Here is a 15,365-nt window from a genome sequence, read left to right on the forward strand (position 1 = left end):
TCATTCCGAATGGGTGATTTCAGAGTCCGGATCGCCGTCGTAGCGCGGCGGCCGGCCGGCGATGATCCAGATCAATTCGTCGAGGATGGAGACCGCGAAGAGGATCACCCCCGCCGCCGCTGCCGCCTGCGGGATCCAGAAGGGGATGGCCAGCAGGCCGGGGCTCACGTCGTGATATTCGTACGACTGCAGCGCCAGGTCCGTGATGTTCCAGGCGAGATAGCAGACCGCGGCGCCGGCAACCACGCAATTGAAGATTTCCGCCCCCCGGCGCAGGCCGGGCGGCAGCGGGTGGACGGCCAGCGTGATTCGAACGTGGCCGCCGTGCTGGAAGGTATGGGCCAGCCCGAAGAACATGGTGGCGGCCAGCAGCAGGCCGGCGGATTCCGTGGAATCCACCGTTACCCCCATCAGCCGGCCGACGATCTGCACGATGATCGTCACCCCGATTCCGACCAGGCACAGCCCGGCCAACAGTCCCGCGAGGTCGTATAACCGCGTCAAGAGACGTCTTGTCATGCAGTTTCTCCCCCGCGGACCCGTTTGGCCTCGGCGCCGATCAATCGCCGATCGCCGCCTCGTAGGCCTTGTAGACCGCTTGCTCCTTCTCGGAGGCGCCCTTCATCCAGTCGGCGACCATGCCCTTGCCGATCTCGTCGATGCGGTCGATGACTTCCTGCGGCGCCTTGGTGACGGTCATGCCGTTATCCGCCAGCATCTGCTCGCGCTCCTTGCTCGCCTGCTTGGAGTTCTCCCAGGCGCGGGCCGTGGCCTTTTCGCCCTCTTCGCGGACGATCTGCTGGATTTCCTCGGGCAGGGCGCGCAAGGCGCGCTGGTTGACGATGATCGCGTTCTTGTTGTGCATCGTCCCGGTGTAGCTGAAGGTGTCGAGGTAATCCCAGGCCTGCACGTCGGTGCCCGACTGCGCGCTGGTCCAGAGCGCCTCGATCATGCCGGTGGCGAAGGCCTGCGGGATTTCGGCGAAGGGCAGGATGATCGCCTCTGCGCCCAGTTCCTCGCCCATGATCTGCGTCTGCTTGGAGTAGATGCGCAGCTTGATCCCCTCGAGATCGGAGAGCGATTCAAGCGGGCCCGTGGTGTAGAATCCCTGCCCCGGCCAGGCCATGTAGGTCAGCACCTCCATGCCGTTCTTGCCGAACCATTCGTCGTAGAAGGGTTTCTGCTTTTCCATCAGCGTCCAAGCCTTGTCGTAGGTGGAGCCGACGCCGGGGATGTTGTCGAGGTTGAACATCTCTTGCTCGTTGCCGTAGATGCCCATGCGGATCGCGCCGATCGGAATCTGGCCGGACTGCACGGCCCGCTTGATGTTGGCCAGCTTGATCAGCGTGTCGTTGGGTCGCAGGTCGATCTTGAGCTCACCGTCGGTGCGTTCCTCCACGGCTTCGATGAATTCGCGCGTCGTCTTGGTCAGGAAGCTGCTCTCGGGATAACCCGAGGCCATCGTCCAGGTGGTTTCGGCCTGCGCGGCCCCCGCGGCCAGGGCGAGAAGCCCGGCGAAGGCGATCTTTCGGCAAGTGACTGTCATCTGAATTCTCCGTTCTGTTGCTGAATATATCGGGTGAGTGCGCTTGATTCCATGCACGCTTGCTATTCAGGATGAGCGTTTCATATGTTGTCATACAAGTCAAAATCTAATGTGCCGGAGCGGCCGAAAGACGTCGCCCCGCGCCCGGTGACGACCACCGCTTGGCTCTGCATCTCCGGATGTGCCAGAATGGATAGGTGACGCCCGCCGGGTTCCTCCCATATTCGCATTCAGGACAGTGAACGGTATATGAACTTTCGGCAGATCGAGATCTTCTACGCGATTTACAGAAGCGGCTCGATCAGCGCGGCGGCGCGCCAGCTGCGCACGTCCCAGCCTGCGCTCAGCAAGGCGCTGAAGCACGCGGAATCGCAACTTGGGTTCAAGCTGTTCGACAGGGTCAAGCAGCGCCTCATCCCCACCCATGAGGCCGAGCTCATCTTCGCAGAGAGCCATCAGTTGCAGAAGTCGCTCAACAGCGTGAACGCGCTTGTGGACAAGCTTGGAGACCTGTCCCGCAGAACGCTGCGCATCGGTTTCCTGCCGAGCCTCGGGGTGGGATTCGCGCCGCGGGTGCTGGCGCGGCTGGCCGGCGAAACCAGCCCGTCCTGCGAGATATACACGCATCATTACGACCAGATCCTGGAGCGGCTCCTGTCTCATCGTCTTGATCTCGGGGTGGCGTTTTCGCTGCCCCAGCCGCCGGGTTTGCGCAGCATCCCGGTGGGGCGGATGCGGCTGGTCTACGTGGAGGCGGCGGGTAAATCCGCGCAGACCGTCAAGGGTCCCGTCCACCTGTCGGACGTGGACAGCAAGGCGCTCGTCGGGTTGGAGCGGGAGTCGCCCGTCGGCCGGGCGCTCGAGGTGGAGTTTCAACGCGAGGGACGAGAATATGCGCCGCGGATATCCGTGCACACATATGCCGTCGCGGCGGCCTGCGCGGCCAAGGGTGTCGGTCCGGCGATCGTTGATGAATTCTCGGCCGCGTCGACGCCGGGTCTGAATGTGCGCCCGCTCGAACCCGCGCGGTGCTTCGAGATCGTGGTCCTGCTGCCCGAAGATTACGCCGCGTCGCGCGCCGAGACCGAGCTGATCGACTGCATGCTGTGCGTATGCAGGGCGGAGGGTCATGCGCTCGACTGAGAGCGGCGCAGGATGCGCCCCGCGCCCGCCCGCCGTCCGGGATCACCTGACAGCACGGGGCGGCCGTTGACGAATACCTCGGCAACGCCTTCGGACGGGAGAGCCGGGCTGACATAGTCGGCGCGGTCGGCGATGGTCTCGGGGTCGAAGAGGACCAGGTCGGCGTAAAACCCTCCCTGCAGCCGGCCCCGCCGTGCAAGGCCAAAGACCTGCGCAGGCAGCGACGTCATCCGGCGCACGGCTTCGGGCAGGCTCAGCACACCTTTTTCGCGCACGTAGCGGCGCAGAACCCGCGGAAACGCGCCCCAGAGGCGCGGATGGGCGTTCGGGCCGGGGATGCCGTCCGAGCCGATCATGACGCGCGGGTGGGTCATGATCCGGGCTATGTCGTCTTCGGACATCTGGAAGTAGATCGCCACGCCCGGCATCAGGCGGCGCGCGGCCTCTTCGGGATCGCACCCCATCTCGGCGGCGATGTCGTCGAGGTAGCGGCCCTGCGCCTCGGGGTGGGGCGACGACTGTGCGATCAGGATGCGGTCGGCGTCCTTCACCTTTTGCGGCAGCAGCACGGTCGAGCTGGCGTCGTAGGGATATTGATCGAGCGCCACGTCCTGTTCGCGCAGCGCGGCGTCGATCATGGCGAGCGTTTCGCCCGATCTGCCGAAATTGGCGCATCCGATGCACTTGTGATGCGAGATGACGACCGGCACGCCGGCGTCGCGGCCGATTTCGAGGGTTTCGGCGACCGATTGCGCGACTCCGTCGCGTTCGTCGCGCATGTGGGTGACGTATCGCGCGCCCGGGTAGGCGGCCAAGCGGCGGGCGATGGACACGACCTCGGCCGTGGGCGCGTGGGTGGCGACCGGGTAGGCGAGGCCGGTGCTCAGCCCCAGCACGCCGGCCGCGAGCGCCTCGTCCAGCAGGGCGCACATTTGCGCGATCTCGGGTGCGGTGGCGGGGCGCGCAACGTCGTCCATCACGCGCGTCCGCATCACCCCGTGTCCGGCCAGAACGCCGACGTTGACCGCCGGGCGGGCTTGCTCAAGCGCGTCGAAATAGGCGGCGAAGGTCGGGTAGCGGTAAACGTCGCTCTGCCCGAGCAAGGCCAGCGGTTCGGGCAGCGAGGCGGGTCCGTCAAGCGGGGCGAGGGAGATGCCGCAATTCCCCACAATGACGCTGGTGACGCCCTGGCTCACCACGAAGGGCACGCCGGGATCTTCCAACACCGCCTGGTCGTGATGGGTGTGCACGTCGATGAAGCCGGGCGCGAGGCACTGCCCCTTCGCGTCGATTGCCTCACCGCCCCGCCAGCCCTCAAGCTTGCCGATCGCGGCGATACGGTCCCCGCGCACGGCGACGCCGCCCGTCACAGCGGGTCCGCCCAGTCCGTCCAGCAGCATCGCGTTGTGGATGATTAGGTCGCATTCAGGCATGAACCCGCTCCGGCGTCTTGAGCACGGAAAGATCCGGGCGGGGCATCGGCGCCAGCCGCTGTTCGAGCGCGCGGCCCAGGGCGAGGATCATCTCCTCGCCATAGGGCGTTCCCATCAGTTGCACGCCATGCGGAAGGTTCCGCCCGTCCACGCCCGTGGGTATCGAAAGCGCGCAGGTCGAAAGATAGTTCGCCGGGCGCGTGAACTGCGCGAGCGGGGCGGCGGATTCGTCCACCTCGTCGAGCGTCGGCGCCGTGAACGGGATCGCCGGCGTCAGGATCGCGTCGAAGCGGCGCATGTAGTCGCGGTAGCGCGCGACATGCGCCTGCCGCGTTTCAAGCGCGGAGAAGTAGTCCGAAGCGCTCACCGACGCGCCCTTGAGCACACGTTCGCGCACGGCGTCGTTGATCGGGACGCCGTCATCGTGGATGTATTCGCGATGAACGTGATAGGCCTCGGCGGCGATGAGCAGGCCGTTGAGTTCGGTCAGTTCCGCGAAATCGAATGGCAGGTCCGTCTCGTGCAGGCGCACGCCCGCCGCACCCAGCGCATCCTGCGCGGCCTGGTAGGCCGCTTCGATGTCGGGCGAGACCGAGATGGGAAAGCCCCGTGGGGCCATGACGGCCACGTTCCTGCCCTCGACGGTCAACTGGTCGTGGCGCAGCGGCGCATGGGGGGCGTCGGGGCGGGCGTCCTCGCGCATCGCGTGGTAGAGAAGCGCCGCGTCATCGACACTGAGCGTCATCGGCCCGAGCGAATCGAGAGTGCGCGACAGCGAAAGGCATCCCTCGAGGCTGATGCGACCGTAGGTCACCTTGAGCCCGACGAGCCCCGTCAGGCTGGCCGGGATCCGAACAGAGCCGCCCGTATCGCTTCCGATGGCGGCGGGGCACATGCCGGAGGCCACCGCGACGCCCGAACCGCTGGACGACCCCCCCGCGATCCGGGCTTGGTTCAGATCATAAGGGTTGCGCGGCGTGCCGCGCTTCTCGTTGGCGCCCCATCCGCCGAAGGCGAATTCCACCATCTCGGTGCGTCCCAGCGGAATCATTCCCGCGCCCAGAAGCCGTTGCAGCGCGGGCGCCGTCACCTCGCTTTTGCGGCCCTTCATCGAAAGGCTGCCGAATTCGCAGCCGTGACCCTTCCATTCGATCAGGTCCTTCAGCGCGATGGGCAGGCCGTGCAGCGGCCCGAACGAGATCCCCGCCTGGCGCAGCTTGTCCATCCCTTCGGCGGCGGCCAAGGCCTCTTCCTCGTACACCTCCGAGAACGCGCCGAGGACGCCGTCCTGCGCGCGGATGCGCCCGAGGCAGCCGGTGACGATATCGACGGATGAAATCTGACCGGCTCTGAGCGCGCGCGCAAGATCGGTCAATGTCGTGTGTGCTGAGATCATCACTTGAACGCATCCCGATTGAAGATGGGCGCCGGAGCGTCTGACGAAACGCTCCGGCGCGGGTTTCGTCAGCGTTACCGCTCGTCCCAGGACGGGATGGGGTAGATCGGCTCCGCCACCGCGACTTCGGGGGGCCAGACGGTTTCCATGCCGCCGCCGGACTGCAACTGCACGACGGGGAAGGGCATCTTGAGCTGCTTGCCGGTTTCGTCGATCGCGTAGGGGCCGGCCAGCACGGTGAGCTTGTCGGAGAGCTCCATCGCGGTTTTCTTGAGGTCGGCGGCTTCGAGGCTCTCGGCGTTCTGGATGATCTCGCCCGCGACCACACCGGCGCCATACGCAAGGATCGTCTGGAAGTCGGGCTCATAGCTCACGTCCGGGAACAGCCGTTCATATGCTTCGAGGAACTCCTCGCGGTCGAGACCGGCGGTGATTTCCCAGTTGATGGTCGGATGGAAATTGGTGTGGCTGAAGATGTAGTCGGCGTCGTCGCCGATATCCTGGAACTGCGGGGTCGATGCATAGACCATGTAGGTCATCGGGAACGACACATTCATCTGCCGCATTTGCCGCACCATCGAGATCAGGTCGCCCTCATACGAGGTCGGATAGAACAACTCGGCGCCGGACGCCTTGGCCTTTTGCAGCAGAAGGCTGAAATCCTTGGCGCCTTTCGGGTAGGTCTCCTGCATCACGACCTCGATGCCGCGCTCTTCGGCCAGCGCGCGGGCTCCCTCGGCCAGCCCTGCCGGAAACGGCTCATCGACCGAGATGATGGCGACCGATTTTACGCCGAGATCGGCGGCGAGATCCATGCTGGCCAGCGGCATGCGCGAGACCGGCATCTGTGTCGCCGAAACGATGTTCTTGAACCCCTGGGCGTAGAGCGCGTCGGAGGCGGCGGACCAGATCACCAGGAACTTGTCCAGCCGCTCGGCCGTGGTGGCCGCGGCCGCGGACAGGGTCGAGCCGAACGGCGCCATCAGCAGGTCGACATCCTCGTTCACGATCAGGTCTTCATAGACGCGGGCGACCATCTGCTTGTCGCTGCGGTCGTCGCGCTTGATCAGCTCGACCATGCGCTTCTCGCCGTTCACGTCGAGCCCGCCGGCGGCGTTGACCTCGTCGACCCAGATCTCGACGCCGCGAACGCCCGATTGCGAAGCCAGCGCGTAGTTGCCGGCCGACGACACGGTCATGCCGATGCGGATCGGATCGTCGGCGGCCCATGCCGCCGCGCCGAGCAGCGAGGCCGCGGTAATGAGCGCGCCTTTCAGAAGCGTTCGCTTGTCTGGATTGTTCATCTCTTCTTCTCCTCCTGTTGTTCGACGCCTCATGCGTCGATCTTGTAGTTCATCCACTCCGAGACCATTTCCCGCAGCTTGTCGTCGCTGGCGAAATCCTCGCGCGTTCCCTCGGCCTTATTTCGGCCCAGTTCGAGAATATAGAGGCGGTCCGCGATCTCGGCGCAGGACCGCACGTTCTGGTCGACCAGCAGGATGGTCGCGCCCCGGTCGGCGAGACTCCGGGTCAGGGCGTAGATTTCCTTGGAAATCTTGGGCGCGATCATCGCCGTGGGTTCGTCCAGCAGGATCACCTTCGGATCGATCACCAGCGCGCGGGCGATCTCGAGAAAGCGTTGCTGCCCGCCGCTGAGCGACGACGCCGCCGCGTTGGGCCGCTCGGCAAGGACGGGGAATTCGTCGAAGACGCTTTCGATCGCCCGGGCGACGCGTTTCTTGTCGCGGCGAAACGGCCAGCATCCGAGCAGCAGGTTGTCACGCACCGACAGGTCGGCGAAGACGCTGCGATGCTGCGGCACGAAGGCGATCCCCTCGAGCGCCCGCTGGAAGGCCTTTTGCCTGGTGATGTCCTGATCTCCGAGCGTGATCGACCCCTTGCGCGGTCGCAGCAGGCCGAAGAACGTCTTGAGCACCGTGGATTTGCCCGCCCCGTTCGGGCCGATGATCCCGGTGACCTCGCCGGGCCGCCCCGTGACCGCGACGTCGTTGAGAACGACGATGTCGCTGTTGTAGGCGACTTCGATGCCTTCCATGGACAGCTTCAGACCTTCCATAACTCAGGCTCCCAGGTAGGCTTCGACGACGTCGGGATTCGACTGGACGGTTTCGGCGTCCCCCCGCGCGAGGATGCGCCCCTCGTGCATCACGATGATGTCATGCGATAGTTCGTAGATCGACGTGAGGTCGTGGCTGACCAGCACGACGCTGCACCCGGTTTCTCCGGGCATGTCGCGGATCACGTCGATCAGTAGCCGCGACAGCGTCGGGTTCACGCCCGCGAACGGCTCGTCCAGCAGGACCAGCTTGGGGCGTGACACCATGATCCGCGCCAGTTCGAGCAGCTTCTGCTGCCCGCCCGAGAGTTCTTCGGCGTAGTTGTGGCGCAGATCAAAGAGATGGACCTTCTTCAGCCACGTGGCGCGGATTTCGTCGCGTTCCGCCCGCGTCATGCTGCGCGACAGCAGCGGCACCGCGAGGTTGTCCCAGAGCGTCATGCGCGAAAAGACGCGCGGCACCTGGAAGGTGCGCCCGACGCCGCGGTCGAAGATTTGCGCAGGCTTGAGGCCGGTCAGTTCCTTGCCGTCCAACTGGATCGAGCCGCTGGAGGCGATGTATACGCCGTTGATGCAGTTCAGCATCGTCGTCTTGCCCGAGCCATTCATGCCCAGCACGCCCAGAATGCTCCTCGGGGGTACTTCGAAATCGAGCCCGTCGAGCGCCTTCAGCCCGCCGAAATTCTTTCTGAGACCTTCGATCCGCAGCATCGTTATTTCAACGCCTCCCGTCCGAACAGGCCCGTCGGGCGCACGAGGATGACGCCGATCAGCAGCAGGAAGCCGAGAAGCGTGGCGGTCGTCCCGCTGGTGTAGACCAGCGCCGTCTGCTCGGTCAGGCCGAAGATGATGCCCCCGACGACCGCGCCGACTGGATGACCGAGCCCGCCCAGAACGATCACGATGAACCCGATCAGCGTGTAATCCTGGCCGATGAAGGGCGAGAACGCCGGAAAGATGAGCGCGACCAGGACGCCGGTGATCCCGGCCAGCCCCAGCCCGAGCCCGAAGGTCAGCGCCGACATCCGTTCCAGGTTGACGCCGACGATCTGCACCGCGTCCCGGTTCATGATGATCGCGCGCAGCGCCTTGCCCGGGAGCGTCCTGTAGAGGAAGAACGCCAGCACGGCGGTGATTACGACGATGATGCCCAGCGCGACCAGCTTGGCGGTCGGCACGATGACCGAACCGAACATGAAGAACGGCGGGTCGAGCGTGTAGGACAGCGACCGCGAATCCGCCTCAAAGAAGATCAGCATCAGCGCGCCGAGCGCGATCGCGACGCCGAACATCACCAGGAGCGAGGCATGCTCGGGATCGTCCGATTTCGCCAGCCGCTTGATCAACACGAAATAGAGGCCGTAGCCCATCGCCGCGAAGGCGAGGAAGATCAGCGGCATCGCGAGGAAGGGCGACAGGCCCAGCAGCTTCTGTGCGAAATAGGCGCCGTATGCGCCGAGGATGATGAATTCGCCATGCGCGAAATTCACCACGCGCAGCACGCCGAAGATGACGTTCAGGCTGAGCCCGATCAGGGCGTAGATCGTGCCGAGGATGATCCCGTTCACGAGGCCTTGGAGAAGGAGTTCATTCATGCGGCCGGTCTCCGGATCCTGGTCATGGGATATACTTGCGAAGCTTCGAGAAACGCTGCGCGAACGCCCCGACGATCCCGCGCGGCAGCATGAGCATCAGCAGCACGATGATGACCCCCAGCAGCAGCAGGTTGAGCGTGGGGAACTGCCGCCAGATCAACTGATCCACCCCGTAGAGCAATCCGCTGCCGAGGATTGGGCCGACGAGGTAGCCAAGGCCGCCGGCCATTGCATAGACAATGCTCTTGGCCGTGATCAGCAGATTGAATGAGGATTCAAGGTCGATCGCGTTGGTGTACCATGCCTCGACCCCGCCGACGAGCGCGGGAAACACCGCCGCCGAGATCCAGGCCTTCATGCGGGTGCTCACCACGTTCACGCCCACCACCGCGGCGGCCTCCTGGTCGTCGCGGATCGCGCGCAGCGCCGTCCCGGTGCGCGACATGGAAAGCCAGGTCGCCGTCGCCAGCAGCAGCAGAAGCACGACGAACATGGCGTAATAGGCCGCGAGCGGGTCGTTCGCGCTCGACAGGATGAGCCCGAGGCTTCCGCCGGTCAGATCGGCCGGCATCAGCGAGATCGTCAGTTTCGCGGCCATCGCCAGCGCGAGGCTGACGATGCCGAAATAGACGCCCCTGAGCCTGAGCGTCGGCGCCAGCAGCAGACCCACGGTCGCGCCCGTCAGCCCGGCGCCGATGAGCGCGAGCGGAATCGGAAACTCCAGCGTCTTGTAGAGTATCCCGGTCGCATAGGCGCCTACGCCGTAGAACGCGACATAGCCGAACGGCATGTAACCGGCGAGGCCGGCCACGAAATTGAACGCGCTGGCCATGATGATCCAGAGCATCATGTAGAACATGAAGGACAGGTTGTCGGTGAGGAAGGGGACGATGGCGAAGCCGAGCGTCAGCGCCGCCACGACGCCCGCCCAGACCATTACCCTTACCCGGCTGTCCCGCGCGTTTTCCATCTGTGAATCGGCTTTCTCAAGTCAGCGTGAAGTCGCATAGAAGCAAACGGCGATCTGGTTGTCTCATATTTTGTTGACCGTCATGTATAACCTGGGGATATGACCTGATGTATGGACCCACTCCGCCGGTCTGATGGGAAACAACCCGCTTCGCCCCCTGCTCGTCATTGTACTCGACGTGGACCCGAACGAGGTGACCTGGTTCGTCAATCTCGTCGATCTCGAGCCGCAAAGCTGATGGAGATGTGAGGGCAGCGCGCTCGGCGCGCTCAGCGGATCACTTCGAGCGGCTGGTAAACGGGGCCGTCCGCGGTCTGGCGATACCAGGCGGTGATGCCGAAGACATGCGCCAGCCGCTCGGGCGTGAGCACCTCGGCGGGGGGGCCGTCGGCGACGAGCCGGCCCTCGTCCAGCATGACGATCCGGGTGCAATGGCGCGCGGCTATGCCAAGATCATGCAGCGACACCAGCACCGAGCGGCCATGCGCGGCAAGCCCCGCGAAGGTCTGCATCGTCATGATCTGGTGCGCGGGGTCGAGCCCGGCGATCGGTTCGTCCGCCATCAGCAGCGGCGCCTCCTGCGCCAGCGCGCGCGCGATCAGCACGCGGGCCTGTTCGCCCCCGGACAGGCGCGTGGCGCCCCGGTGGCGCATCTCCTCCAGCCCCATCCATGCGATCGCCTCATCGACGCGGGCGCGATCCTGCGCCGTCGGGCGGCGGCCCCGGTCGCGATGCGGCATCCGGCCCAGCATCACCACGTCCTCGACGCTTACCGGCCAGGCAATCTCGCGCGCCTGGGGCATCCATGCGGCGCGGCGCGCCCGCGCGCCCTGCAGGAGCTGGGCGAGGTTGCTTTCTCCGATCGCAGGGATCAGCCCGAGGGCGGCGCGCATCAGCGTGGTCTTGCCCGCGCCGTTGGGGCCGATGAGGCCCACGAATTCACCCGCGCCGATTTCGAGCGTCACGTCGCGCAGCACGGCGCGCCCGTGCAGGCTGACCGACAGGTCGCGGAGTGACAGCAAGGTCATATCCGCTCCTTTCGCAGCTTGAGGATCAGATGCAGGAACAGCGGCGCGCCGACCAGCGCGGTGACGACGCCCAGCTTCAGATCGCGTTCGGGTAGGATCAGTCGCACGGCGATATCCGCCGCCAGCAGCATCGCCGCCCCGCCCAGCGTCGAGGCCCAGAGCAGTCGGGACGGCCGCGCGCCGACCAGCGGGCGCAGGATATGTGGCACCACCAGCCCGACAAAGCCGATGGCGCCGGCCACCGCGGTGCCCGCGCCGACGACGCAGGCCGTGCCGATCACCAGTTGCAGGCGCAGGCGCGACAGCGGCACGCCCATCGCCTCCGCCGCATCCTCGCCCAGCGTGAGCGCATCGAGCCCGCGCCCAAGCGTGAGCAGCAGGCCAGCGCCCAACGCCATCAGCGGAGCCGCCAGCCAGACATGGAGCATCGAGCGGTCGGCGAGCGATCCCATCATCCAGAACATCATCTCGCTCGCCGCGAAGGGGTTGGGCGACAGGTTCAGCACCAGCGACACCAGCGCCCCGGCCAGCGCCGACACCGCGATCCCGGCCAGGATCAGCGTGAGCGACGCGCCTCGCGGTCCGGCGAGCAGCATCACCAGCATCACGCCGATCAACGCCCCGGCCAGCGCCATCAGCGGCAGTCCCAGCGCGAAAGACGCGGCCAGCCCGGTCTGAAGCGCCAGCACCGCGCCGAGCGCGGCGGAGCCCGACACGCCGATCAGCCCCGGCTCGGCCAGCGGGTTGCGCAGGTAGCCCTGCATCGCGGCCCCGGCAAGGCCAAGACTACCGCCGATCATCAACGCGAGGATGGCGCGCGGTAGGCGGATCTCACGCATGATGAGCGTGAGTGGTCCGCCGTCTCCGGCCACGAGCGCGGCCAGCCCGTCGCGCACCCCGATCCCCGCCGGGCCGGTCAGCAGCGAGGCGGCAAAGAGCGCTAGCACCGCCAGCGCGAGCGGGATCATGACGCGGATCATTCGCTCGTCCCCGTCATCGCGGCGCGGGTTGCGGCAAGATGTTCAACCGCGCGCAGCACGAAGGGCGTGCCGCAGATCCAATCGTGATCGGTCATCGCGGCGCGGCGGCCTTCGCGCAGGGCGGCGACGACCGGGTGGCGCAGCATCTCCTCCGATCGCGATGCGCCGGGATAGGGTTCGGAGGTCAGCACGAGGTCGGGCGCGAGCATCGCCAGCACCTCGAGCGGGATCTTCGCCCCCGTTCCGTAGTCCGCGGCCGCCGCGGCATTGGCGAACCCCGCCGCGATCAGGATGCGCCCCGCCAGCGTGTCGCCGCCCGAAGTGTAGCCGCTGGCCTGGTAAAGCACGGCGCGGGGGCGTTCCGCCGCCTCGTCGCGCAGGGCCGCAAGGCGCGCGTCGTACTCCGCGATCAGCGCGGCGGCGGCGTCCTCGCGGCCAAGGAGGCGGCCCATCTCGGCCATGTTGGCGCGCACATCCCCGAACGTGGCGGCGTCGGGTAAGGTCACGACCGGAATGCCCAGCCGCCGCAGCATCGCCAGCGTGGCGCGCGGCGAATACTCCTGTGCCAGCACAAGGTCTGGACGGAGCATGTAGATCTCCTCGGCCCGCCCGTAATTCACGTCAAGCCCCGCCGCCAGATCCGCCATCGCGGACACCCGCCGGTCCCGCGCGATATGCGACACCGACAGAAGCTGCCCTTCGCCCGCGATCAGCATGGCGAGCTGATCGGTGCAGAGGTTGATCGACACGACCCGCGCGGGCGCCTCCGCCCGTGCGGCGGCGCCGATTATCACCGCGCCCGCCAGGATGGCGCGCGCGATGATGCGTCTGATGCGCTCAGAACTTCGCACGAAGTCCGACATAGGCCGCGCGGCCCGGTTCGTTGAAGCCGCCCGCCGTCTCGTAATCCTCGTCAAAGAGGTTCTCGATTCGCAGATAGAGCTCGGCGTTCTCTGTCACGTCATAGGATACGCCGGCGCCGACGAGCGTGTAATCGCCCACCTTGTGCCCGGCGGGCGCAAAGGCGCTGGGCACCACGTCGGCGATATGGCGCAAGTCCACGTAGCCCGAGAATCGGTCGGTGAAATCCTGCGAGAGCCCGAGCGCTAGGTCATGCTTGGGTGCGCGGGTCAGGCGCTTGCCGTCGGTTTCGGCATCCGTGTAAGTATAGGTGCCGAACATGCTCAGCCCGGACGCGAGCCGGTATTCGCCCGACAACTCGATGCCCTTGGAGGTCGTGGTGCCGGGAATCTGGTTGTAGCAGCCCCAGGGGCTGGCGCAGCCGCCGCCGCCCGGCACATAGTCGATCAGGTCGTCCACCTCGGTATAGAACACCGTCGCCTTGGCGAAGCCGCGCCCGGCAAAGGTCTTTTCCACGCCCAGTTCGTAGCTGCGACTGTCCTCGGGCGTCAGGGTTGGCACCCCGTTGGAGCCGAACCGCTCGAACAGCGAGGGCGCGCGATAGCCGGTGCCGACCACCGCCCGGAACGCCAGGTCCTCGACCGGGCGCCAGACCGCGGCGAGCCTTCCGGTCGCCTGCCCGCCGAAGGTCGAGTTCTCGTCATGGCGCAGCGCCGCCGAGATGTCGATCTGATCGGTCGCGGCGAACAGCAGTTCGGCCTTGACGGCGGTGTCGTCCTCGCTGCCGCGAGCGGCGCCCGACGTGAATTTCTCTTCCGTATGCTCCAACCCGAAGTTCAGCACGGTCCGCGCGCCCAGTTCGGCACTGCCGAGATAGGAAAACGTCTGCCGCTCGCCGGTGAACCGTTGGGTGAACCCGCCGGGATCCTTGCGTTCGATGTCGAAATGGTTGAAGGCGAGCGTGTGGCTGACCGCCCCGGTGCGCAACGTGGTGTAAACCCGGGCACCCAGTTCCTCGCTGTAGTTCTCGCCGGTGAAGGTGGGCGGAAAGCGGTCGATCTCGACCTTGCTGTCGCGATGGATGAGCGCGGCGCCCACGGTGACGGCGTCGTTCACGTCGTATTCGCCGCTGAAGGTGATCGTGTCCTGCTCGAACCCGTCCTTTTCGGTGTTGAAGCTCTGCGCCGATATACCGTTCGTCTCCACGCGCCCATAGCTCAGCGCGACGAAGCCGCGCTCGGACTTGTATCCCATGCCCAGGGTGCCGGAATAGGTGCCGAAGCTGCCCGCCTCGGCCTGGACACGGCCGGAAAAGCCCAGCTTCTCGGGGCGGAAGGTGGTGATGTTCACGACGCCTGCGATCGCCTCGGAGCCATAGAGCGCGGATTGCGAGCCCTTGAGCACCTCGATGCGCCCGATCCCCGAGGCGGTCAGCCCGCCGAAATCGAACTGGTTCTGCGGCCCCGACGGGTCGGCCATGTCGATGCCGTTGATGCGGACGCCGACATATTTCGCCGGCAGGCCGCGGATCTGGATGGTCGACGTGCCGCCGAGCCCGCCATTGGCGGTCGAATGTACGCCGGGCAGGCGGTCGAGCCGGTCGATGACCGCGCTGTCATTGCCGCCCACGTCCTCGTCCTCGAGCACCTCGACCGAGGCGCCGGTGCGGCCCAGCTCGACCGGGCTGAGGCTGGAGGAGAGCACGATGGTGCCGAGGTCATAGGTCTGTTGCGCCTGCGCGGCGGTGCTGCCGACGGCGAGCGAGGTGAGGAATGTTGAAGCCAGAAGGGTGCGTGTCATGGTGTCGTCTCCGGTTCGCCACTGGCGGGCGATGCAGGTCCTTGGATTGCGTGCGGAGAAACGTGAGGGCCTCCGCAGGCGGCGAGATTGCCACCACGACGGAGAACTCCGTTGCCTGGAACGCGCCCCGCGTCCGGACAGGGTGAGCACCTCGGCAGGTCTCCTGACTCGCGGGTCGTCGCTTGGCCGGGTCTTCCCACCGCGCGGGCGCGGCAGTGACGTATCATCCGGCTTCGCTCACCGCCTACAGTTGCGGGGGCAGCCGCGGAGTTGGCGCCGTCTGGCGACGCCGCACCGCGTTCCCTATTCACCGGGGTGTTGACGCCCGGACCGAAGCAGGCTCTCGCTAGCGCAGATTCGCGTCGCTGGAAAGGATGAAAGTTCGCAGGCAAACCCCGCGTCGCAGGATTGCCACGCCGCGCCGGGCCGGATCGACCATATTCCCCCTTTCCAACATCACGGAAATCCTCTATCGACGCGGCTTCACGCGGGACTACAGCCTTGGAGGAGTCCCGCCCCAACTCTTGGAGACATCA

Annotated in this window: 14 protein-coding genes and 1 riboswitch; of the genes, 1 reads left to right on the top strand and 13 read right to left on the bottom strand. The window is 66.2% G+C overall.

The annotated features are described in order from the left end of the window. Both D6850_RS14960 and D6850_RS14965 read right to left on the bottom strand, forming a co-directional pair. Window positions 1-519: a TRAP transporter small permease gene (locus D6850_RS14960; protein WP_121168397.1), complete on the bottom strand. Its 519-nt coding sequence runs from the start codon at window positions 517-519 to the stop codon at window positions 1-3. 40 nt (window positions 520-559) lie between these two features. Beyond that, a complete protein-coding gene (locus D6850_RS14965) occupies window positions 560-1,546 on the bottom strand; it encodes a TRAP transporter substrate-binding protein (protein ID WP_121168399.1) in 987 nt (328 codons plus the stop codon). 249 nt (window positions 1,547-1,795) lie between these two features. Between D6850_RS14965 and D6850_RS14970 the strand changes: the two genes are divergently transcribed. After that, complete coding sequence (locus tag D6850_RS14970; RefSeq protein WP_121168401.1) at window positions 1,796-2,689, top strand: LysR family transcriptional regulator; 894 nt, start codon at window positions 1,796-1,798, stop codon at window positions 2,687-2,689. On the opposite strand, the gene D6850_RS14975 is transcribed toward D6850_RS14970, so the two are convergent. The 11 genes from D6850_RS14975 to D6850_RS15025 form a co-directional block, all read right to left on the bottom strand. Further along, complete coding sequence (locus D6850_RS14975; protein WP_121168403.1) at window positions 2,674-4,122, bottom strand: N-acyl-D-amino-acid deacylase family protein; 1,449 nt, start codon at window positions 4,120-4,122, stop codon at window positions 2,674-2,676. The two genes, D6850_RS14970 and D6850_RS14975, sit on opposite strands and share 16 nt — an antisense overlap. After that, window positions 4,115-5,518, bottom strand: coding sequence for an amidase (locus D6850_RS14980; protein WP_121168405.1), 1,404 nt, complete (start codon window positions 5,516-5,518; stop codon window positions 4,115-4,117). The genes D6850_RS14975 and D6850_RS14980 overlap by 8 nt, the downstream gene beginning before the upstream one ends. Before the next feature lie 74 nt (window positions 5,519-5,592). Continuing rightward, a complete protein-coding gene (locus D6850_RS14985; protein ID WP_121168406.1) occupies window positions 5,593-6,822 on the bottom strand; it encodes an amino acid ABC transporter substrate-binding protein in 1,230 nt (409 codons plus the stop codon). A 29-nt stretch (window positions 6,823-6,851) separates the two neighbouring features. Then, window positions 6,852-7,595: an ABC transporter ATP-binding protein gene (locus D6850_RS14990; RefSeq protein WP_121168407.1), complete on the bottom strand. Its 744-nt coding sequence runs from the start codon at window positions 7,593-7,595 to the stop codon at window positions 6,852-6,854. A 3-nt stretch (window positions 7,596-7,598) separates the two neighbouring features. After that, window positions 7,599-8,306, bottom strand: a complete 708-nt coding sequence (locus tag D6850_RS14995; RefSeq protein WP_121168408.1) for an ABC transporter ATP-binding protein — start codon at window positions 8,304-8,306, stop codon at window positions 7,599-7,601. A 2-nt stretch (window positions 8,307-8,308) separates the two neighbouring features. Beyond that, a complete protein-coding gene (locus tag D6850_RS15000; RefSeq protein WP_121168409.1) occupies window positions 8,309-9,190 on the bottom strand; it encodes a branched-chain amino acid ABC transporter permease in 882 nt (293 codons plus the stop codon). A gap of 22 nt (window positions 9,191-9,212) precedes the next feature. Beyond that, the gene (locus D6850_RS15005; RefSeq protein ID WP_121168411.1) at window positions 9,213-10,160 is read right to left on the bottom strand and encodes a branched-chain amino acid ABC transporter permease; all 948 of its coding nucleotides are present in this window, start codon (window positions 10,158-10,160) and stop codon (window positions 9,213-9,215) included. A gap of 269 nt (window positions 10,161-10,429) precedes the next feature. Next, window positions 10,430-11,188 carry an ABC transporter ATP-binding protein gene (locus D6850_RS15010; protein ID WP_121168413.1) on the bottom strand — a complete coding sequence of 253 codons (759 nt, stop codon included), beginning with the start codon at window positions 11,186-11,188 and terminating at the stop codon, window positions 10,430-10,432. Then, the gene (locus D6850_RS15015; protein ID WP_121168414.1) at window positions 11,185-12,168 is read right to left on the bottom strand and encodes a FecCD family ABC transporter permease; all 984 of its coding nucleotides are present in this window, start codon (window positions 12,166-12,168) and stop codon (window positions 11,185-11,187) included. Before D6850_RS15015 ends, D6850_RS15010 begins: the two co-directional genes overlap by 4 nt. Beyond that, a complete protein-coding gene (locus tag D6850_RS15020; protein WP_166434089.1) occupies window positions 12,165-13,019 on the bottom strand; it encodes an ABC transporter substrate-binding protein in 855 nt (284 codons plus the stop codon). Before D6850_RS15020 ends, D6850_RS15015 begins: the two co-directional genes overlap by 4 nt. Further along, window positions 13,006-14,829 carry a TonB-dependent receptor plug domain-containing protein gene (locus D6850_RS15025; RefSeq protein WP_121168418.1) on the bottom strand — a complete coding sequence of 608 codons (1,824 nt, stop codon included), beginning with the start codon at window positions 14,827-14,829 and terminating at the stop codon, window positions 13,006-13,008. Before D6850_RS15025 ends, D6850_RS15020 begins: the two co-directional genes overlap by 14 nt. A gap of 136 nt (window positions 14,830-14,965) precedes the next feature. After that, window positions 14,966-15,179, bottom strand: a riboswitch (cobalamin riboswitch). Between the last annotated feature and the right edge of the window lie 186 nt (window positions 15,180-15,365).

It is taken from the genome of Roseovarius spongiae, assembly GCF_003651245.1.
Lineage (GTDB): Bacteria > Pseudomonadota > Alphaproteobacteria > Rhodobacterales > Rhodobacteraceae > Roseovarius > Roseovarius spongiae.